Genomic DNA, 19,983 nt, shown 5'->3' with positions numbered 1-19,983 from the left:
ACTGTGTATAAGGATAAATTTGTTACTGCCATAGTTGCAGCAGCAGGTATGGGCAAGAGAATGAAAATGGGCATAAATAAGCAGTTTTTGACAATTGATGGAATTCCAATACTTGCTCACACAATTAAAAAAATTGAAAAATCCAAATACGTTGACTTTTTACTTCTTATTGTAAAAGAAAGTGATATGCGCTATGTTCATGATACTATCAAGAAACATAAGATACACATGGACTACAAAATAGTTTATGGTGGAAAAGAAAGACAAGATTCCATTAATAATGGACTTTTAAATATGCCTCATGAAACAGATATTGTCTTAACCCATGATGGCGCAAGACCCTTTGTATCAGTAGATAAAATAGACGAAGCTATAGAAAATGTAATGGACACTGGGGCTTCTGTTCTTGCAAATCCTGTTAAGGATACAATTAAAGTGTCGACAGATGGTAAGCTAGTAGATTACACACCAAATAGAGATAGACTATGGCAAGTTCAAACTCCACAAGTTTTCAGAAAAGAAATTATAATGAAAGCCTATAGTCAGGCTTATGCAGAAGGATATTATGGTACAGATGACTGCTCTTTAGTTGAAAAGACTGGAGTAAAAGTAAAATTAATTTACAATTCTTACGATAATATAAAAATTACTACAAGAGAGGACTTGTCTATTGCACAAATACTTGTTAAGAAGGTGAAAATTTGAGAATAGGAATAGGATACGACGTTCATAAACTAGTTGAGGATAGAAAACTTATAATCGGTGGAATTGATATCCCCTATGAAAGAGGACTTTTGGGACATTCTGATGCTGATGTTCTTATTCATGCTATTATGGATGCCATTTTAGGTGCCCTTGCCTTAAGGGACATTGGCTATCATTTTCCAGACAATGACAATAAGTATAAAGATATTGATTCAAAAGTACTTCTAAGTAAGGTTTATGAGATAATGAAGTCAAAAAATTATAAAATTGGAAATATAGATTCTGTTGTAGCATGTCAGGCTCCTAAGCTTGCAAGTCATATTGACGATATGAGAAAGACTATTGCACATATTTTAAAGACTGATATATATAATGTTTCTATAAAGGCTACGACGACAGAAAGACTTGGCTTTGTTGGAAGAGGGGAAGGTATCTCTTCAGAAGCTGTAGTATTACTTGAAAGGGATGATTAAAAAATGAAGTTTTTTATCGATACTGCTAATATTGATGAAATTAAAGAAATTAACTCCTGGGGTGTCCTGTCAGGAGTTACTACTAATCCAAGCTTAATAGCAAAAAGTGGTGGAGTTTTTGAGGATGTCATAAAGGAAATATCCGAAATCGTTGATGGAGATATTTCAGCTGAAGTTATTTCCACTGATTTAGATGGAATGCTTAAAGAAGCAAGAGAACTTGCAAAGATTTCAGATAATATTGTCATAAAAATTCCAATGATTGAAGAAGGACTTAAGGCTGTAAGTATTTTAAGTAAAGAAGGCATAAGAACTAATGTAACTTTAATATTTTCAGTTTCGCAAGCTATCCTTGCTGCAAATGCAGGTGCAACTTATGTGAGTCCTTTCATGGGAAGACTTGATGACATTGGAGAATCAGGCTTGGATCTTGTGGCAGATATTGCTTATATTTTCAAGGAGTACGGATACCATACTCAAATAATAGCTGCAAGTATAAGACATATAAATCACGTAGAAGATGTAGCAAGAACTGGTGCAGATATAGGTACAATTCCTTATAAGATATTTAGAGAAATGATTAAGCATCAGTTAACTGACGCAGGATTAAAGAAATTTTTAGAAGATTTTAAAAGCGTAAAGACAAAGGAGAAATAGGATGGACAGAAATTTAGCATTAAACTTAGCAAGAGTAACAGAAGCAGCGGCCCTTTCAGCAGGTAAGTGGTTAGGAAAAGGCGACAAAAATGCAGCTGATGGTGCAGCAGTAGACGCAATGAGAAGAATGTTTGATACAGTTGATATTGATGGAACTGTAGTTATTGGGGAAGGTGAAATCGACGAAGCTCCAATGCTTTACATTGGTGAAAAAATTGGTACAAAAGAAGGGGAAGACCAAGTTGATATTGCAGTTGACCCAATTGATGGTACAAATTCAATTGCCAATGGAACAGATAACTCTATAGCTGTACTTGCAGTAGCACCTAAAGGATGCTTATTAAATGCTCCAGACATCTATATGGATAAGATTGCTTGTGGACCAAAAGCTAAAGGAGCAATTAAACTTGATGATTCTCCTTCAGAAAATGTTAAAAGAGTAGCTAAGGCTCTCAACAAAAATATTGAAGAAATAACGGTTGCTGTTCTTGATAGACCAAGACACGAAGAAATTATAAAAGAAATTATCGCTGTTGGAGCAAGAGTTAAGAAAGTTTCTGATGGTGATATTGTTACAGCTATTGAAACTTGTTACGAAGATTCAGGAATTGATCTAGTAATAGGTAGAGGTGGAGCTCCAGAAGGTGTAATAGCAGCAGCTGCTCTTAAATGTTTAGGTGGAGACTTCCAAGGAAGACTTCATCCAACAGATGAAAAACAAGAAGCTAGATGTAAGGACCTTCATTCTGATTTAAAGAAAATCTATTCAATTGATGATCTTGTAAAAGGAAATGAAGTTATATTTTCAGTTACAGGTATTACTTCAGGAGAAATTCTTGATGGAGTAAAATACTATGGCGATAACAAGGCAAAGACAGACACTCTTGTATTGAGACTTCCAAGTGGAACACAAAGATTTATAAGATCAGTCCACTCTCTTGATTTAAAACCAGATTATGCTAAATAATTTTTGTCATGACTAACAAAATTGAATTAAATAATAAATCAATAGATGACTTGAGAAAAATAGCCTTATCCCTTGGTCTTGAAAATCCTGAAAATTATAATGTAGAAGACTTAAAAGAGTTTATAGAGACAGGTAAAACTCCTGCTTCTTCACTATCTGATAAAGACTTAGATAAACTCAAGGTTTCAGAACTTAGGGAACTGGCGAAAGAATGTAAAATAGAAAAATCATATTCCTTAAAAAAAGATGAGCTTATAAAAGAAATAAAGTTAAAAAAAGAATCACAAAAAATTGATAAGCTAGATTTATCTGATAACGCTGCAGAAATTTTAAAAAATCTTGACAATAAAAATTATGTAAGAGGAATACTTGAACTTCACCAGGATGGATATGGTTTTTTAAGAACAATTAATTATCTTCCAAGTGAAGAAGATATATATGTTTCGCCTTCGCAGATAAGAAAGTTTAGACTTAGGAATGGCGATGAAATCCTTGGAATAAAATCTCCACCAAAAGACGGAGAAAATTTCAATGCTCTTTTATACATCAAGTCTGTCAACAATTTTCATCCTTCAAAAATAATTAATAGACCTTTTTTTGATAACCTAACTCCAATTTATCCAAAGGAAAAGATTAATTTAGAAACTGAAGACAGGGCTATGAGGATTATTGACCTCTTGGCTCCTGTTGGTTTTGGACAAAGAGGCCTTATTGTTTCACAACCAAAATCAGGAAAGACTACTCTACTTAAAAAGATTTCTAAATCTATAAATAGTAATTATCCAGATCTTCATTTAATAGTCCTGTTAGTAGACGAAAGACCTGAAGAAGTTACAGACATGAAAAGGTCTGTAAAAGGAGAAGTAGTATATTCTACCTTTGATGAAAATCCTAAGAATCACACTAGGGTTGCTGAGATGGTTATTGATAGAGCAAAAAGACTTGTTGAGAACAAAGAAGACGTAGTAATTTTACTTGATTCTCTTACAAGACTTTCAAGAGCTTACAATTTAACAACACCAGCTAGTGGTAAAACTCTATCAGGTGGTCTGGATCCTCTATCACTTCACAAGCCAAAGAGATTTTTCGGGGCAGCAAGAAACATTGAAGAGGGCGGCAGCTTAACCATACTTGCCACTGCTCTTGTAGACACTGGTTCAAGGATGGATGATGTCATCTTCGAAGAGTTTAAAGGTACAGGAAATATGGAACTCCATCTAAATCGAAGTCTATCAGAAAAAAGGATTTTCCCAGCTATAGATATATTAAAGTCAGATACAAGGAAAGAAGAACTTTTGCTTAGCAAGGGAGAGTTGGACTTCAGTTATGAATTTAGAAATAAATTGTCAGAAGAAAATATAGAAGATGTAACAGAAAGATTTTTAGATTCCATTTCAAAGACTAAAAATAATAAGGAATTTTTAAAAAAATATTTTGTTAGATAAGATTTCCAATAATAAAATCTTGAAAATTTAATCTTAATATTATATAATAATTAAGCAAATAGTTGTGTTTGCACTAGAGTGAAAATTGTGTTATAATATAAAAATTGAGTTATAAAATAAGTTTAAGGGGGCAATACAATGAAAAAAGGAATTCATCCAGATTATAAAGAAGCTACTGTAACTTGTGCATGTGGCAACACTTTTAAAACAGGATCCGTTAAAGAAGATTTAAAAGTTGAAATTTGTTCAGCTTGTCATCCTTTCTTTACAGGAAAGCAAAAACTCTCTGATCACGGCGGAAGAATTGAGAAATTCAACAGCAGATATAAGAGAAATAAATGACAATGAGGTTAGCCTAGCTAACCTTTTTTATTACTTAAATTTATGGAAATTAAAGAGGCCTTAATAGAAGGTAGAAAATATTTAAAAGATTTAGAATATACTGATCCAATATATGAAACAAGACGAATCCTAAGCTTTCTTTTAAATAAAGATTTATCATATCTAGTGGCTCATGATAGTGAGCTATTAGATTCAACAGTTGAAGAAAGATATTTCGAGATTTTAGACAAAAGAAAAAATGGTATGCCGATACAATATATTTTAGGTGAAGAAGATTTTTATGGAAGAAGCTTCAAAGTTCTTAAAGATGTTTTGATTCCTAGACAAGATACAGAAATATCCGTAGAAACCCTATTAAAAATAATAAAAAATAACAAGATTAATAATATGTTAGAAATTGGTTGTGGCACAGGGATTGTCAGCATTAGCGTTGACCTTGAAACAAAAGTTGATGTTACTGCTGTTGATATAAGTCAAAAGGCAATTGAAAATACTAAAATCAATAAAGAAAAAATAGGATCAACAATAACAGTACTAAAGAGTGACTTGTTTTCAAATATTAAAAATAAGTTTGATATAATTTACTCAAATCCTCCTTATATAAAATCTGATGAAATAGAGAAGCTACAGGTTGAAGTAAGAAAACATGAACCTAGACTTGCCCTTGATGGTGGAGAAGATGGACTTTATTTTTATAGAAAAATAATTGAAAAAGCACCAGAATATTTAAATGATAGAGGATACTTGGTTTTTGAAATTGGACATGATGAGGCTAAAGATATATGTGCCCTCATGGAAGATAAATTTGATGTAGAAGTTATTAAAGATTTGAGTAAACTGGATAGAGTCGTAGTTGGACAGTTAAGGATGTAGAGGTTATTATGTACGAAAAACTTTCAGTATTTGAAGATAGATTAGTAGAATTAGAAAAGGATCTTAGTAACGTTGATATTATAAATAACTCTAAACTTTACCAACAAAAAGCTATTGAGCACGCCGAAATAGAGCCTATTGTTGGTAAATATAAATTGTATAAAGAAACTTTAAATACATTAAATGAGAATAAAGAGTTAATAAAAGAGAAATTAGACGACGATTTTAAGGATCTTGTAAGAGAAGAAATAAACGAAGGAAGTAAAAAGGTTGAAGAACTTGAAAATGAGTTAAAAATTCTTTTGATTCCTAAGGATAAAAATGACAGCAAGAATGTAATGGTAGAAATACGTGCTGGTGCAGGTGGAGATGAAGCTGCTTTATTTGCAGGAGTTCTTTATAGACAATATGTTAGATACGCTGAAAGATGTGGCTTTAAAGTTGAGACTATGTCATCAAATGAAATAGGAATTGGTGGATATAAAGAAATTGTCTTTATGATAATTGGAAATGGGGCATATTCAAGACTAAAATATGAATCTGGTGTTCATAGGGTTCAAAGAGTTCCAGAAACTGAAAGTGGAGGAAGGATTCATACATCTACAGCTACTGTTGCAGTATTACCTGAAGCTGAAGACGTTGACATAGAAATTGATCCAACAGAAATTAAGTTTGATGTCTTTCGTGCATCAGGAAATGGTGGTCAATGTGTAAATACAACAGACTCAGCTGTAAGACTTACACATATTCCTACAGGAATAGTCATTTCATGCCAGGATGAAAAATCACAACTAAGAAATAAAGAAAAGGCCATGAAACTTTTAAGATCTAAGCTTTATGATTTGAAGTTACAAGAGCAAAATGAAAAAGAGTCCATGGAAAGATCATCTCAAATTGGAACAGGCGATAGGTCTGAAAGAATAAGGACATATAACTATCCTCAAGGTAGGGTAACTGATCATAGAATCAACTTAACATCACACAGGATAAATGAAATAAATGACGGTGACCTTGATGAAATAATAGATGCACTAATCACTTATGATCAAACTCAAAAGTTAGAAAAAATATCATAAAAATAATTATTATTTATTTAGTATAATTTTAATAGACTATTTGATTTTTCATTAATAATATTCTATAATGATGATGGTAGTTTTATTATTAAATTTTATGGGGGTAATATTATGAATCAAATGACAAGTGACAATTTAAGATCAGCATTCGGTGGCGAATCTCAAGCACGTACTAGATATAACATCTGGGGAGATGTAGCAGAAAAAGATGGTTTCAAAAATGTTAAAAGACTTTTTGATGCTACTTCTGATGCAGAAAAAATTCACGCTACACTTCACTTTAAAGCTTTAAAAGATGTTTCAGGAGATTTCCCTGTAACTTCAATGGCAGGATTTGGAATTAATTCAACTTCTGAAAATCTTGAAGCTGCTAAAAACGGAGAAATTTTTGAGTCAACTCAAATGTACCCTGCTTTCATCGCAGTTGCAGAAATGCAAGAAGAAAAAGAAGCTGTTAGAGCAATGAAATATGCTACAGCAGCTGAAGAAGTTCATGCTAAGAGATTTGAAACAGCTAAAGAAGCTGTAGATGCTGGAAAAGATTTAGATGTTGAAAACATCTACCTATGCCCAGTATGTGGATATATTACTTTCGAAGAAGAAGATAAATGTCCAATCTGTGGATGCGCAGGAAGCAAATTTGTTGCTTATTAATTTTTGTTAAAAAAGTCTCCTCATTTTAAATGGGGAGATTTTTTGTATTATATTAATTATTAGACTTCAGAAAAAATAAATGTCATAAACCAAAGTATTTATTGCTAATTTTCTGTGCTTGTGTTATACTTTTATCCGGTAAGAAATGCACATATGAAATACACACATTTTCTGATGTCTTTGGAGTTGCCAATTTGGTCCCGATGACAAAAGATGAAAATGGAGGAAAAAACACGGAGGTGGCTTAAATGTCAGTAATTTCAATGAAAAGCTTATTAGAAGCTGGTGTACACTTTGGACACCAAACTAGAAGATGGAACCCTAAAATGAAGAGATTTATATTTACCGAAAGAAATGGTATCTATATAATCGACCTTCAAAAAACAGTTAAAAAAGTAGAAGAAGCTTACGATTTTGTAAGAGAAATTGCAGCTAACGGTGGAGAAGTACTTTTTGTAGGTACAAAGAAACAAGCTCAAGATGCAATTGAAAAAGAAGCTACTAAATGTGGTATGCCATACATTAACCAAAGATGGTTAGGTGGTCTTTTAACTAACTACAAGACTATAAAGAACAGAATTGAAAGACTTTACAAATTATATGAAATGGAAGAAAATGGAACTTTCGACGTTCTTCCAAAGAAAGAAGTTTCTCAATTACTTCACGAAAGAGAAAAGCTTGAAAAATTCCTAGGTGGAATTAAAGAAATGAAGGGTATGCCTCAAGCTTTATTTGTAGTAGACCCTAAAAAAGAAAATATTGCAGTTAAAGAAGCTCATATTTTAGGAATTCCTGTAATCGGTATTGTTGATACTAACTGTGATCCTGAAGAAGTTAATATTCCAATTCCAGGAAACGATGATGCTATTAGAGCAGTTAAACTAATTACAGAAACAATTGCTAATGCAGTTATCGAAGGAAAACAAGGCAGTCAAATAGAAGATACAGATTATGATGAATCCACTCAAGAAGTTTCTGAAGAAGAAGCAGTTGAGGATGAAAAGTCAGCTATAGAAGAGTAAAGATATTTCGAGAGTTCTAAAGTAATCCTTTATAACTCTCTTTTTTTAAAATAAATAAGGAGTGAATTAAAATGGCTATTACAGCAGCAATGGTTAAAGAATTAAGAGAAAAATCTGGAGCAGGTATGATGGACTGCAAAAAGGCTTTAACAGAGACAAATGGTGATATGGACAAAGCAGTGGACTTTTTAAGAGAAAAGGGATTAGCTTCTGTTGCTAAAAAATCTTCTAGAATAGCTTCTGAAGGTCTCGTTGAATCTTATGTTCACGGCGGAAGAATTGGTGTTTTAGTTGAAGTAAACTCAGAAACAGACTTCGTTGCTAAGAACGAAGAATTCCAAGACTTTGTTAAGGATATTGCAATGCAAATCGCAGCAGTTGCTCCTAAATATGTTAGTCGTGAAGAAGTTCCTGCTGAGGAAGTTGAACACGAAAAAAATATTTTAACTGAACAAGCAAGAAGTGAAAACAAACCTGAACATATAATTGAAAAAATGGTTGAAGGAAGACTTGAAAAATTCTATGAAGAAATTTGTCTACTTGACCAAGACTTCATTAAAGATTCAGACAAGAAAATTAGAGACATTCTTAATGATTTAATTGCTAAGATTGGCGAAAACATTAAAATTAGAAGATTTGTTAGATTTGAAGTTGGCGAAGGTCTTGAAAAGAGAGAAGAAGACTTTGCAGCAGAAGTAGCAAAACAAATAGGATAACAAATTGGAGGAGTAAATGCCAAAATATAAGAGAATTGTTTTAAAACTCAGCGGAGAAGCATTAGCAGGATCAAATACAGTTGGAATCGACATAGACTATGTCAACCTAATAGCTAAGCAAGTTAAGAAAATCTATGACTCAGGAGTAGAAACTGGAATAGTTGTTGGTGGCGGAAACTTTTGGAGAGGACGTGACGAAAACAACATAGACCGTGCTACATCTGACTATATGGGAATGCTTGGCACTGTAATGAATGCTTTAGCACTTCAAGATTCCTTAGAAAAATTAGGCGTTATTACTCGTGTGCAAACTGCTATTGAAATGAAGCAAGTTGCAGAACCCTATATAAGAAGAAGAGCTATTAGACACTTAGAAAAGGGTCGTGTAGTTATTTTCTCAGCAGGAGTTGGAAATCCATATTTCTCAACTGATACTGCAGCAGCGCTTAGAGCTGCTGAAATAGATGCTGATGTCATTCTTTTAGCTAAAAAAGGAGTAGATGGTATATATGATTCCGATCCTAACATAAATCCTGATGCTAAAAAGTTTGATAATCTAACTTATAGGGAAATTTTAAATAAAAACTTAAAAATTATGGACGGCACAGCTACTACACTTTGCATGGACAAGAATATTCCGCTTCAAGTATTTGGAATAGATGAAGAAGATGCAATGTATAAAGTGGTTTGTGGCGAAGACATTGGTACTAATGTTAAATAGGAGGATACTATGATATCTGATCTTAAAAAAAATACTGAGTCAAGAATGTCAAAATCTGTTGACTCACTTACTGAATCACTTCAGTCTATAAGAGCAGGACGTGCTAATACAAGTTTGCTTGACAAGATTTACGTTGATTATTATGGACAACAATCTCCACTTAATCAAGTTGCTAGTCTTTCTGCACCAGAAGCAAGACTGCTTGCTATTCAACCTTGGGATGCTACATTAATTCCTGAAATTGAAAAAGCAATACAAAAGTCTGATTTGGGAATAACTCCTTCAAATGACGGAAAAGTTATTAGACTTGTTATACCTCAACTAACTGAAGAAAGAAGAAAAGATCTTACTAAGTTAGTTGGAAAGTATGCGGAAGAAGCAAAAGTTTCTGTTAGAAACATTAGAAGAGATGCTATGGAAGATATTAAAAAAGCTGAAAAAGCTAAAGAAATATCTGAAGATGATAGAAAAACTTATGAAGAAGATATTCAAAAGTTAACTGATAAATATATTAAAGACATCGATGGTGTAGCAGAAGAAAAAGAAAAAGAACTTATGGAAATTTAATTTTTAGCCTTAGATTATTCTAAGGCTCTTTTTTTAAGGAGTTTTATGAATTATTACGATAAATTAGATTTAGAAAATATTCCCAAACACGTAGGCATAATAATGGATGGAAATGGAAGATGGGCAAAGAAAAGAAAAATGCCAAGAACTTTTGGACATAGAGAAGGAACACAAAGGGTAATCGAAATTGTAGAAGCAGCCTATAAAATCAATATTAAATCTTTAACTCTTTATGCCTTCTCTACTGAAAACTGGAAGAGACCTGATGAAGAGATTTCTAAGTTAATGGATTTACTTGCCTACTATATTAAAAATCAACTTGAAAAAATTAAAAAAAATAATATTAGAATAAATGTCTTAGGAGATTATAAAGCCTTTCCTGATAAGATAGTTAGACTAATCGAGACTGCATTGCAGGAAACTAGATCAAATGATAAAATGATATTAAATATTGGTCTAAATTATGGGGGACAAAGTGAAATAGTTAGAGCTAGCAAAATGATTTGTGAAGATGTTATTGCTGGTAAGCTATCTCTTGAAGATATTGATACAGAATCTTTTAAGGATTATTTATATTCAAGAGATCAAGAAGATCTGGACCTACTTATAAGACCAAGTGGTGAGCTTAGAGTTTCTAATTTTTTATTATATCAACTAGCCTATAGCGAGTTTTATTTTTCTAATATATTGTGGCCAGACTTTCATGAAGAGGAATTCTATAAGGCCATTTATGATTTTCAAAAAAGAAATAGGAGATACGGAGGATTATAATCTTGACTGATTTACAAAAAAGAGTTTCAACAGGAATAGTGGGTATTGGTCTATTAATTTTAATTTTTTACTTAGGATTAAATGCTATAAAGTTTTCAATTTTTATTTTAACTCTTGAGGCAATAAGAGAGCTATACAACGCACTAATAAAAAAAGAAATCAAACTTTATTTGCCAAGTTTACTTTTAGGGGCTCTGGTAACTTTTTTGTGCTCAATTTTTGATAAAAACTTAACCTTTGCCCTTGTTTTTTATTTTATTTTTAATTCTTCTCTGTATGTAATTTTAGAAGACTATAATTTGAGCAATTATTCCTTTACAAATATGGCCTACTTCTATACAGTATTTTTCTTAAATTTACTAGGAAGTCTTGATGATATTTACATAATTATTTCTGCTTTTGTAATTGCCTTTACCACAGATACCTTTGCTTATTTTGTAGGTTCTACTTTTGGCAAGCACAAGTTAATTGAAAGAGTTAGTCCTAATAAATCGATAGAAGGTGCCGTTGGTGGAACTTTTTTTGCTCTTATATTAACAGCTGTGTATTTCACACTTTTAAATAAATATAATTTTATTTACGACCTTAATCTTGTTGTAATCATAATTATTTTCCTTACTTCCATTGCTGGACAGTTTGGAGATTTGTTTGCATCAAAGATTAAGAGATTCACAGGTATAAAAGATTATGCACAGATTTTACCTGGTCACGGTGGAATACTTGACAGGTTTGACAGTCTTATATTTATAAGCCCCTTCGTGTATATTCTGTACCATTTTATTTAAGGAGAATAAATGATTACTTTAATTAGCTCTTTACTTGTTTTTTTACTCGTTGTTATGCTTCATGAATTTGGTCACTTTGCTGTTGCCAAATTATCAGGAATTAAAGTTAATGAGTTTTCCATAGGTATGGGTCCAAAAATTTATCAGAAACAAAAAGGTGAAACCTTTTATAGTTTAAGAGCCCTTCCTGTTGGAGGCTATGTTGCTATGGAAGGCGAGGAAGATAACTCCCATGACCCAAGAGCCTTTAACAATGTTTTCATCGTAAAAAGAATGGCAGTTGTTTTAGCTGGAGCCTTTATGAATTTCGTATTGGCTTTTATTGCTTTTACCCTTATTTTTTCCATAGTAGGATATGGATCAAGTGAAATTGAAAAAGTTATTTCTAACTCACCTGCAGATAAGGCAGGAATACAATCAGGCGATTTAATTATAAAAATTAATGAAAATAAGGTTAAGGACATATACGATATAAATTCAATAATTTCCAAAAATCAAAAAGAAGAAATGGATTTTCAAATTAATAGAGAAGGAAATATATTAAATTTAAAGATAAAACCTGAGTATTCTGTAGAAAATCAGATGTATTTAATTGGTATCACTTCAAAGCTAGATCATTCACTATTAAAATCCATTAGTCTTGGGGCAAATAGAACTTTAGAAATGTCCAAATTGATTCTCAAAAGTATTAAAATGATGTTTTCTGGTTCTTTTAAAATGGAATACTTATCAGGCCCTGTTGGTGTTGTACAATTAATTGGTTCAGAGTCTTCAAAGGGATTTTTAAATTTTCTACAGATTTTAGGACTAATATCAGTCAATCTTGGTGTTTTTAACTTGCTCCCAATTCCTGCACTTGATGGAGGAAAGTTTTTATTTTTATTAATTGAAGCCCTTAGAGGTAAACCCATAGATGAAAAAATTGAGCAAGGACTCTCACTAATAGGTATAAGTCTTTTATTTTCTTTAATGATTTACGTAACTATTTTTAATGATATTGGAAGGTTGTTTAATAAATGATAAATAGAAAAAAAACAAAAAAAGTTTATGTTGGAAATGTCCCAGTTGGCGGAGATTCTTTCATCTCTATTCAATCTATGACTAACACAGATACTAAAGATATAAAGTCAACTGTCTCACAAACAAAAAATCTAGAAGAACTAGGTTGTGACATAATAAGGATGGCTGTTAATGATTTAGAAGATGCAGCCGCACTTAGAGAAATTAAAAAAGAGATTAATATTCCAATAATATCAGACATACAATTTGATTATAAGCTAGCACTTGCTGCTTGTGAAAATGAATCAGATGCAATAAGGCTTAACCCAGGAAATATTGGAGCTCCTTGGAAGATAAAGGAAGTTATTGAAGCTTGTAAGTTTCACAATATTCCAATAAGAGTAGGAGTTAACTCTGGTTCTGTAAAACAAGAATTTTTGGATAAATTTAAAGGAGTTAATGCATCCTCCATTTGTTATAGTGCTATGGAAGAAATCGAATTGTTAGAAAAAAATAATTTTCATGACATAGCAGTATCTCTAAAAGCTTCTAGTGTAAATCTAACAATAGAAAGTTATAGGAAGTTTTCTGAAATGTCAGACTATCCTCTTCACTTAGGAGTAACTGAAGCAGGAAGCCCTAAAAAAGGTATTGTAAAGTCTGCCATAGGTATAGGTACTCTTTTAGCTGAAGGTATTGGCGACACTATTAGGGTGTCTTTAACATCTGATCCTAGTGATGAGATAATTGCTGGAAAAGATATTTTAAAAGCACTTGACCTTAGAAGAGAGGGCATAGATTTAATTTCCTGTCCAACTTGTGCAAGAACTAAGGTAGATTTAATAGAAATAGTAAATCAGGCTGAAGAAAAACTTTATAAGATCGATAAAAATTTAAAGGTGGCAATTATGGGATGTCCTGTTAATGGACCTGGTGAGGCAAGAGAGGCCGATATAGGTATTGCATGTGGACATGGTGAAGGATTAATCTTCCGTAAGGGAGAAATAATAAAAAAAGTTCCAGAAGATAAACTACTAACAGAACTTTTATCTGAAATCGAAAAAATTGGGTGATAATTTGATTTTATTAAAAGATATTTTACAAAAATTAAATTCTTCTTATAATGATGTTCCAGATGACATTTATATAGAGTCAATTAGAAGAAACAAAAATAAAGGAGAAGTTTATTTTGTAATTAATTCAAAAAATGATTTAGAAATAAATTTTAAGAATGAAATTTCTAAAATTTTTTCTACAAGCTTAGAAGAATACAAGACTTATATTGACTTTAAATCATCTTCTCTTTATAAAAGTGAAGATGATTTAATTTATGCTGAAATTTTGAAGTACAATCCTTCATCACAAATATGGATTAAGGATGTTCTAATAAATAAAAATGATAAAATTGGTTTAATAAATATAAAACTACCTAGTGAAGAAGCATTTTATAGCTTAAGTCAAAATGGGTTTGCATCATATCTGGAAAAAGAATTAAAAGTTTTTGGTAACTTCAGTATAAAATTTGATTTTGATAAAAAAGATCTTGTAGAGGATAATATTGAAAACTTTATTTCTCAAATAGAAGAAGCTGAAGAAGTTATTTCTACTAAACATGAAATTGAAGTAAAGACAAAAATAGAAAATAAGTCTAAAGAAAAGAAAATTAAAAAATCTAACTCCTATGGAAAAAAAGATATAGGAATAATAGAAAAGCTAGTTGATGTTAATGTAAATTCACAAAAGGTAAGTGTTGAAGTCGATATATTTAATTTAGAAAGTAGAGAACTTAAAAACGGTAACTTTTTGATTTCCCTTTCTATTACAGACTACACATCATCAACTCTTGCAAAAATATTCTTAAAACCTGACAAGGCAGAAGAGTTCTTAGAAAGCTTCGGTGTAGGTGACCATGTTGTTATTACTGGAAATGTGTCCTATGATAATTTCTCAAAATGTGAAACTATTATGATTAGGTACATTGAAAAAAGAGATAAGGTCCTTAGGATGGATTATTCTGATGAAAAGAGAACAGAGTTAAGAATTCATTCCAAAATGTCTCAGATGTCTGGTGTTACATCTTTTACTGACTTTGCAAATAGAGCTAAACTTTGGGGACATGATGCAATTGGCATTACTGATACTAATGACGTTCAAGGTTTCCCAGAAGCAATGGAGGCCGGAGAAAAAACTGGACTTAAAATTCTTTATGGAACAGACATAAATTTTGTTGATGATAAGGAAAAAATTGTAACTAACTATATAGATGGAAAAACTTACGATACTTACGTAGTCTTTGATATAGAAACTACTGGTCTTTCATCTAGAAATGATAAAATTACAGAAATTGGTGCAGTAAAAATAAAAGACGGTATTATAACAGATAGATTTTCACAACTTATTAACCCTGAAAAAGAAATTCCTCAAGTTGTTGTTAATTTAACAGGGATTAGTAACTCCTTAGTTGAAAATGAACCTACAATAGAAGAGGTTATTCCTAAATTTTATGAATTTGCTAAAGATGCCGTACTAGTTGCCCACAATGCAAAATTTGATATTTCATTTATTAGGAGAGAGTATGCTAACAATGGCTTAGAATTTAACCATCCAATACTTGATACACTTGTAATGGCAAGAGCAACAATGACACATATGAAGAGATTCAATCTTGGAACTCTTTGTAAAAATCTTGGTGTGTCTCTTGTGGGAGCGCATAGAGCAGTTAATGATGCTGAAGCTACAGCAGAGGTTTTTATAAAGTTAATTGACAAAATTAAAAGAGAGGAAGAAGATTTCAATTTTGAAATTTTAAATCAACAAATAAAAAACACAGATTCTAAACGTTTATTCGAATCTTCTTTATTATTGTTAGTTAAAGATGAAGTTGGTTTGAAAAACTTATATATGTTAATTTCTGATTCGCATATGAAATACTTTAATTTTGTTGCAAAAGTTCCTAGAAGTTTATTAGATAAATATCGAGAAGGAATTCTTGTTGGATCTGGTAATGCCAATTCAGAATTGTTTGATGCTATATATAGGATGTGTCCTCATGAAGAATTAGTTAAAATTGCATCTTACTATGATTTTCTAGAAATCCAGCCAGCAAGTGACAACATTATGTCAATTGAAGATGGAAAATATACACTAGAAGATATAAGAGATATAAACAAAAAAATCTTAGAGCTTGGAGAAGAACTAAATATTCCTGTTGTTGCTGATTCAGACACATATTATATAGAGGAGTCCGAGGACCTCCTTAGAAAAATTGTCCTAAACGGCAAACCTGGTAGACCTGATCCAAGATCTAGTAGAAACCAAAAGTTTTATTTTAAGACAACAGAAGAAATGCTAGATGAATTTTCCTACTTAGGTCAAGACAAAGCCTATGAAGTTGTTGTAACTAATACAAATGAATTAAAAGATTTTATTAAGGATATAAAACCAATTCCAGATGGAACTTATCCACCAGTTATTGAAGGTTCTGATGAAAGTTTAAGGGATATGACTTACAAAAAGGCCCATGACATTTATGGAGAAGTTCTTCCTAAGATTGTTGAAGACAGGTTGGAGAAGGAACTAAAATCTATTATTTCAAATGGTTATTCAGTTCTATATATTATTGCACAAAAACTTGTGAAAAAATCAAATGATGATGGATTCCTAGTAGGTTCTAGAGGGTCTGTTGGATCTTCTTTTGTTGCAACAATGGCAGATATAACAGAAGTAAACCCCCTTCCACCACACTACATTTGTCCTAACTGCAAATATTCTGAATTTACTGAAGACTTAACTTATGGATCTGGGGTTGACATGCCAGATAAAGTATGCCCTAAATGTGGAACCCAACTCATAAAAGATGGGCACAATATTCCGTTTGAAGTTTTCTTAGGTTTTTATGGAGATAAGGAACCAGATATAGATTTAAACTTTGCTGGTGAGTATCAACCTAGAGCCCATAAATACACTGAAGAGTTATTTGGAGAAGGGTATGTATTTAGGGCAGGAACTATAGGAAAAATTGCTGAAAAAACTGCTTATGGTTATGTGAAAAAATATTTTGAAAATCAGCGTATCTCACCAATTGAAATTGACAGACTTTCAAGGGCGATCACTGATGGTAAAAGAACTAGTGGACAGCACCCTGGCGGTGTAATGATTGTTCCTAAAACAAATTCAATTTTCGACTTCACACCAATTCAATATCCAGCAGACGATCCAAGTTCAGGAGTTATAACAACTCATTTTGATTATAACTTTATTCATGGAAAAATCTTGAAATTGGATATACTAGGTCACGATGGTCCAACAATTATTAAAATGTTAGAGGACTTCACTGGAATAGACTCTAGTACAATTAGGCTTGATGATCAAAATACACTTTCTATATTTAATAGTGCGGAAGCCTTTCACATGGATGAAGATATTTTCTCTTGCAAGACTGGGACACTAGGAATACCAGAATTTGGAACTTCTTTTGTTATATCTATGTTACTAGAAACAAAACCAAAAAACTTTGCAGATCTTGTGAGAATATCTGGCCTATCCCATGGTACTGACGTTTGGATTTCTAATGCCCAAGAGTTAGTTGATTCTGGTAGAGCTGAATTAAAAGATGTTATCGCTACAAGGGAAGACATCATGGTATATCTAATAAATGCAGGTGCTGAAAATAAAATGGCCTTTGATACTATGGAAAAAGTAAGAAAGGGAAAAGGCCTAACTGAAGAACAAGAAAATATAATGAAAAACTTAGATTTGCCTGAGTGGTATATTGATTCTTGTAAGAAAATCAAGTACATGTTCCCTAAGGCTCACGCAGTTGCTTATGTAATGCTTTCTTTCAGAATTGCTTATTATAAGCTCAATCATCCTTTAGCCTTTTATGCAACTTTCTTTACTATTAAACTAAATGATTTTAATGGAGAGAATATTATTGAAGGTCCAGGCTTTCTCAAAAATAGAATTAAAATTTTAAGAGATATTGAAAAACCAACAGCTAAGGACAAGGGAGAGATAAGAGTATCTGAAGTAGCCCTTGAAATGTATGCGAGAGGATTTGAATTTTTAAGTCCTGATATCTATAAGTCAAAAGCATCTAAATTTACTATTGAAGATGGAAAAATTAGAATGCCACTTAGGGCAATACCTGGTGTAGGCGAAAACTGTGCTAACAAAATAGAAGAAGAATCAAAAAAATCTAATTATTTATCAATAGAAGATTTTTCCAAAAGAACAAAGGCTGGGAATTCTGTTATTACAATTTTACAAAAAAATGGAATATTAAAAGACCTTGATGAAACCAATCAAATTTCATTATTCAATTTTTGAAAAACTTGTATTTATAGCAATTTGTGTTATAATTTAATTAAGTAAGATATTTAGAGTAAAGAGTGGGGAAGCCCACTCTTTGTTTTTTAGTAGTGAGGTGTTAAGTGAATAAAAAAGAATTAAAAAGAGAAATCTACCCACTAGCTGAAGAGGTAGCAGAAGAACTTGGCTACGAAATTGTAGACATAGAATTTCAAAATGGATCAAAGCATGATCTTTTGTCAATTTTTATTTATAAAAAAGAAGGCATTGATTTAGATGACTGCACCGAAATGAGTAGAAGTTTAGAAAAGAAACTTGATAACTTAGAAGCTTTGAAAAATCCATACTATCTTGAGATTTCTTCTCCTGGACTTGATAGGCCTCTTAAAACAAAAGATGACTATAGAAGAAATGTTGGCAATGAAGTTGATGTAAAACTTTATGCTCCAATAGACGGACAGAAAGAATTTAGTTTTGTTTTGGATAAATATGATGACGAGAATATTTATTTTATGAAAGATGAGAAAGAATTGGCAATACCAATTAAATCAATTTCATCAATGAAACAAACTATAAAATTTTAATGGAGGAATAAATGAATCAAGAGTTTATTGACGCTTTAAATGAAATCGAAAAAGAAAAAGGGATTTCTAAAGAAATTGTCTTTGAAGCTTTGGAATCGGCCTTAGTCTCTAGTTATAGAAAAAATTATGGTACATCAGAAAATGTAATCGTAAATATGGATAGAGAAACTGGAGAAATCAAATTATACTCCTCTAAAGAAATTGTAGATGTTGTGGAAGACCCTCAACTACAAATATCTTTAGAAGAGGTAAAGAAATTAGACCCAAGTTATGAAATTGGAGACATATATAATCTAGAAATTCATCCTAAAAATTTTGGTAGAATTGCTGCACAAACAGCTAAACAAGTGGTAATCCAAAGAATAAAGGATGCTGAAAGAGATATTGTTTTCGATGAATACGTTGAAAGAGAAAAAGAAATTATAACTGGTCTTGTCCAAAGAAAAGCTTATAACAATGTTTATGTTGATTTAGGAACTACTGAGGCAATTCTTCCTTATAGTGAACAAATTAATGGTGAGTCCTATAATCACGGGGATAGATATAAGATGTTGATTCTATCAGTAGAAAAATCAACAAAAGGACCTCAAATAGTCCTTTCAAGATCTCATCCAGATTTAGTAAAGAGATTATTTGAATTAGAAATCCCTGAAGTAAGTGAAGGAATAGTTGAAATATACTCTATTTCTAGAGAAGCTGGTTCAAGGACAAAAATCGCTGTATTTTCAAGAGACCCAGAAGTAGATCCTCTAGGAGCTTGTGTTGGATACAAGGGTCAAAGAGTAAATGCAATAGTTGATGAAATTGATAATGAAAAAATAGATATTGTTATATTCGAGAAGGAAATAGACAAGTTTATTGCAAATTCCCTAAGCCCTTCAAAGGTTGAAAAAGTATTTGTTAATGAAGCAGAAAAATCTGCACTTGCAATAGTTCCTGACTACCAACTTTCTCTTGCTATTGGTAAGGAAGGTCAAAATGTTAGGCTTGCTGCAAAATTAACCGGATGGAAGATAGATATAAAATCAAATCTTCAGTTTGAAGAATACCTTGAAGAGAGAAATATAACAGAAGAAGAACTTAAAGAAGAATTTGAAAATGCTAAAAAAGAATTTTCTGATGAAGAAGTTGAGGAAATATCTGAAGACTTTGAAAAATCTGGAGAAAATTTAGAAACAACTGAAATACATCCTGAAGAATCAGATTCTCATATTGATGAAAACTCTGATATGAATATTGAGGATGAAGAAAGCATAGAAACAAATTCTATAGATGAAGATGTTAACATTTAAAATTCTTAATTTAATGGAGTAAGT

General features: G+C 31.8%; 20 protein-coding genes. All 20 read left to right on the top strand.

Annotation, left to right across the window (positions count from 1 at the left end):
* Positions 1–3 precede the first annotated feature (3 nt).
* The 20 genes from ispD to nusA all read left to right on the top strand — a co-directional run bounded on the left by ispD (position 4) and on the right by nusA (position 19,959).
* A complete protein-coding gene (gene ispD, locus I6I93_RS08810) occupies positions 4–705 on the top strand; it encodes a 2-C-methyl-D-erythritol 4-phosphate cytidylyltransferase (protein ID WP_112890586.1) in 702 nt (233 codons plus the stop codon).
* Positions 702–1,178, top strand: coding sequence for a 2-C-methyl-D-erythritol 2,4-cyclodiphosphate synthase (gene ispF / locus I6I93_RS08805; protein WP_112890230.1), 477 nt, complete (start codon positions 702–704; stop codon positions 1,176–1,178). Before ispD ends, ispF begins: the two co-directional genes overlap by 4 nt.
* Positions 1,179–1,181: 3 nt before the next feature.
* On the top strand, positions 1,182–1,835 hold the full coding sequence (fsa, locus tag I6I93_RS08800; protein ID WP_112890229.1) for a fructose-6-phosphate aldolase: 654 nt from the start codon (positions 1,182–1,184) through the stop codon (positions 1,833–1,835).
* Between the two features lies 1 nt (position 1,836).
* Positions 1,837–2,802, top strand: a complete 966-nt coding sequence (gene glpX, locus I6I93_RS08795) for a class II fructose-bisphosphatase (protein WP_070701237.1) — start codon at positions 1,837–1,839, stop codon at positions 2,800–2,802.
* A gap of 8 nt (positions 2,803–2,810) precedes the next feature.
* Positions 2,811–4,247: a transcription termination factor Rho gene (gene rho, locus I6I93_RS08790; protein WP_112890228.1), complete on the top strand. Its 1,437-nt coding sequence runs from the start codon at positions 2,811–2,813 to the stop codon at positions 4,245–4,247.
* Between the two features lie 138 nt (positions 4,248–4,385).
* Entirely contained in the window at positions 4,386–4,589 is a 204-nt protein-coding gene (rpmE, locus tag I6I93_RS08785; protein WP_005956574.1) for a 50S ribosomal protein L31, read from the top strand.
* Between the two features lie 42 nt (positions 4,590–4,631).
* Entirely contained in the window at positions 4,632–5,462 is an 831-nt protein-coding gene (prmC, locus tag I6I93_RS08780) for a peptide chain release factor N(5)-glutamine methyltransferase (RefSeq protein ID WP_112890227.1), read from the top strand.
* Positions 5,463–5,470: 8 nt separating this feature from the next.
* Entirely contained in the window at positions 5,471–6,538 is a 1,068-nt protein-coding gene (prfA, locus tag I6I93_RS08775; protein ID WP_112890226.1) for a peptide chain release factor 1, read from the top strand.
* Positions 6,539–6,649: 111 nt separating this feature from the next.
* Entirely contained in the window at positions 6,650–7,192 is a 543-nt protein-coding gene (locus I6I93_RS08770) for a rubrerythrin family protein (RefSeq protein ID WP_112890225.1), read from the top strand.
* Between the two features lie 248 nt (positions 7,193–7,440).
* Positions 7,441–8,214 (top strand): 30S ribosomal protein S2, encoded by a 774-nt coding sequence (gene rpsB, locus I6I93_RS08765; RefSeq protein ID WP_070701227.1) that lies wholly within the window; start codon positions 7,441–7,443, stop codon positions 8,212–8,214.
* A 71-nt stretch (positions 8,215–8,285) separates the two neighbouring features.
* The gene (gene tsf / locus I6I93_RS08760) at positions 8,286–8,930 is read left to right on the top strand and encodes a translation elongation factor Ts (RefSeq protein ID WP_112890224.1); all 645 of its coding nucleotides are present in this window, start codon (positions 8,286–8,288) and stop codon (positions 8,928–8,930) included.
* A gap of 16 nt (positions 8,931–8,946) precedes the next feature.
* On the top strand, positions 8,947–9,651 hold the full coding sequence (gene pyrH, locus I6I93_RS08755) for a UMP kinase (RefSeq protein ID WP_112890223.1): 705 nt from the start codon (positions 8,947–8,949) through the stop codon (positions 9,649–9,651).
* A 9-nt stretch (positions 9,652–9,660) separates the two neighbouring features.
* The gene (gene frr, locus I6I93_RS08750; RefSeq protein WP_070701221.1) at positions 9,661–10,218 is read left to right on the top strand and encodes a ribosome recycling factor; all 558 of its coding nucleotides are present in this window, start codon (positions 9,661–9,663) and stop codon (positions 10,216–10,218) included.
* A 45-nt stretch (positions 10,219–10,263) separates the two neighbouring features.
* A complete protein-coding gene (locus tag I6I93_RS08745) occupies positions 10,264–10,989 on the top strand; it encodes an isoprenyl transferase (protein WP_112890222.1) in 726 nt (241 codons plus the stop codon).
* A gap of 2 nt (positions 10,990–10,991) precedes the next feature.
* A complete protein-coding gene (locus I6I93_RS08740) occupies positions 10,992–11,774 on the top strand; it encodes a phosphatidate cytidylyltransferase (RefSeq protein ID WP_112890221.1) in 783 nt (260 codons plus the stop codon).
* A 9-nt stretch (positions 11,775–11,783) separates the two neighbouring features.
* Positions 11,784–12,794 (top strand): RIP metalloprotease RseP, encoded by a 1,011-nt coding sequence (gene rseP / locus I6I93_RS08735; protein WP_112890220.1) that lies wholly within the window; start codon positions 11,784–11,786, stop codon positions 12,792–12,794.
* Positions 12,791–13,846: a flavodoxin-dependent (E)-4-hydroxy-3-methylbut-2-enyl-diphosphate synthase gene (gene ispG, locus I6I93_RS08730; RefSeq protein WP_112890219.1), complete on the top strand. Its 1,056-nt coding sequence runs from the start codon at positions 12,791–12,793 to the stop codon at positions 13,844–13,846. The genes rseP and ispG overlap by 4 nt, the downstream gene beginning before the upstream one ends.
* Positions 13,847–13,850: 4 nt before the next feature.
* Positions 13,851–18,101 (top strand): PolC-type DNA polymerase III, encoded by a 4,251-nt coding sequence (locus tag I6I93_RS08725; protein WP_112890218.1) that lies wholly within the window; start codon positions 13,851–13,853, stop codon positions 18,099–18,101.
* Between the two features lie 104 nt (positions 18,102–18,205).
* Complete coding sequence (locus I6I93_RS08720) at positions 18,206–18,667, top strand: ribosome maturation factor RimP (protein ID WP_070701213.1); 462 nt, start codon at positions 18,206–18,208, stop codon at positions 18,665–18,667.
* Positions 18,668–18,678: 11 nt separating this feature from the next.
* Positions 18,679–19,959, top strand: a complete 1,281-nt coding sequence (gene nusA, locus I6I93_RS08715) for a transcription termination factor NusA (protein ID WP_112890217.1) — start codon at positions 18,679–18,681, stop codon at positions 19,957–19,959.
* Positions 19,960–19,983: the final 24 nt, after the last annotated feature.

The sequence above is a fragment of the Peptoniphilus harei genome (genome assembly GCF_016726485.1).
Classification (GTDB): domain Bacteria; phylum Bacillota; class Clostridia; order Tissierellales; family Peptoniphilaceae; genus Peptoniphilus_A; species Peptoniphilus_A harei.
Note: the sequence above shows the minus strand (reverse complement) of the source record. Positions and strands in the feature narration are given on the sequence as shown.

What these genes read in the sequence shown, in the direction of transcription:
- fsa (WP_112890229.1), top strand. Translation starts at nt 1,182, where the DNA reads ATGAAGTTTTTTATCGATACTGCTAATATTGATGAAATTAAAGAAATT.
- glpX (WP_070701237.1), top strand. Translation starts at nt 1,837, where the DNA reads ATGGACAGAAATTTAGCATTAAACTTAGCAAGAGTAACAGAAGCAGCG.
- rho (WP_112890228.1), top strand. Translation starts at nt 2,811, where the DNA reads ATGACTAACAAAATTGAATTAAATAATAAATCAATAGATGACTTGAGA.
- rpmE (WP_005956574.1), top strand. Translation starts at nt 4,386, where the DNA reads ATGAAAAAAGGAATTCATCCAGATTATAAAGAAGCTACTGTAACTTGT.
- prmC (WP_112890227.1), top strand. Translation starts at nt 4,632, where the DNA reads ATGGAAATTAAAGAGGCCTTAATAGAAGGTAGAAAATATTTAAAAGAT.
- prfA (WP_112890226.1), top strand. Translation starts at nt 5,471, where the DNA reads ATGTACGAAAAACTTTCAGTATTTGAAGATAGATTAGTAGAATTAGAA.
- I6I93_RS08770 (WP_112890225.1), top strand. Translation starts at nt 6,650, where the DNA reads ATGAATCAAATGACAAGTGACAATTTAAGATCAGCATTCGGTGGCGAA.
- rpsB (WP_070701227.1), top strand. Translation starts at nt 7,441, where the DNA reads ATGTCAGTAATTTCAATGAAAAGCTTATTAGAAGCTGGTGTACACTTT.
- tsf (WP_112890224.1), top strand. Translation starts at nt 8,286, where the DNA reads ATGGCTATTACAGCAGCAATGGTTAAAGAATTAAGAGAAAAATCTGGA.
- pyrH (WP_112890223.1), top strand. Translation starts at nt 8,947, where the DNA reads ATGCCAAAATATAAGAGAATTGTTTTAAAACTCAGCGGAGAAGCATTA.
- frr (WP_070701221.1), top strand. Translation starts at nt 9,661, where the DNA reads ATGATATCTGATCTTAAAAAAAATACTGAGTCAAGAATGTCAAAATCT.
- I6I93_RS08745 (WP_112890222.1), top strand. Translation starts at nt 10,264, where the DNA reads ATGAATTATTACGATAAATTAGATTTAGAAAATATTCCCAAACACGTA.
- rseP (WP_112890220.1), top strand. Translation starts at nt 11,784, where the DNA reads ATGATTACTTTAATTAGCTCTTTACTTGTTTTTTTACTCGTTGTTATG.
- ispG (WP_112890219.1), top strand. Translation starts at nt 12,791, where the DNA reads ATGATAAATAGAAAAAAAACAAAAAAAGTTTATGTTGGAAATGTCCCA.
- nusA (WP_112890217.1), top strand. Translation starts at nt 18,679, where the DNA reads ATGAATCAAGAGTTTATTGACGCTTTAAATGAAATCGAAAAAGAAAAA.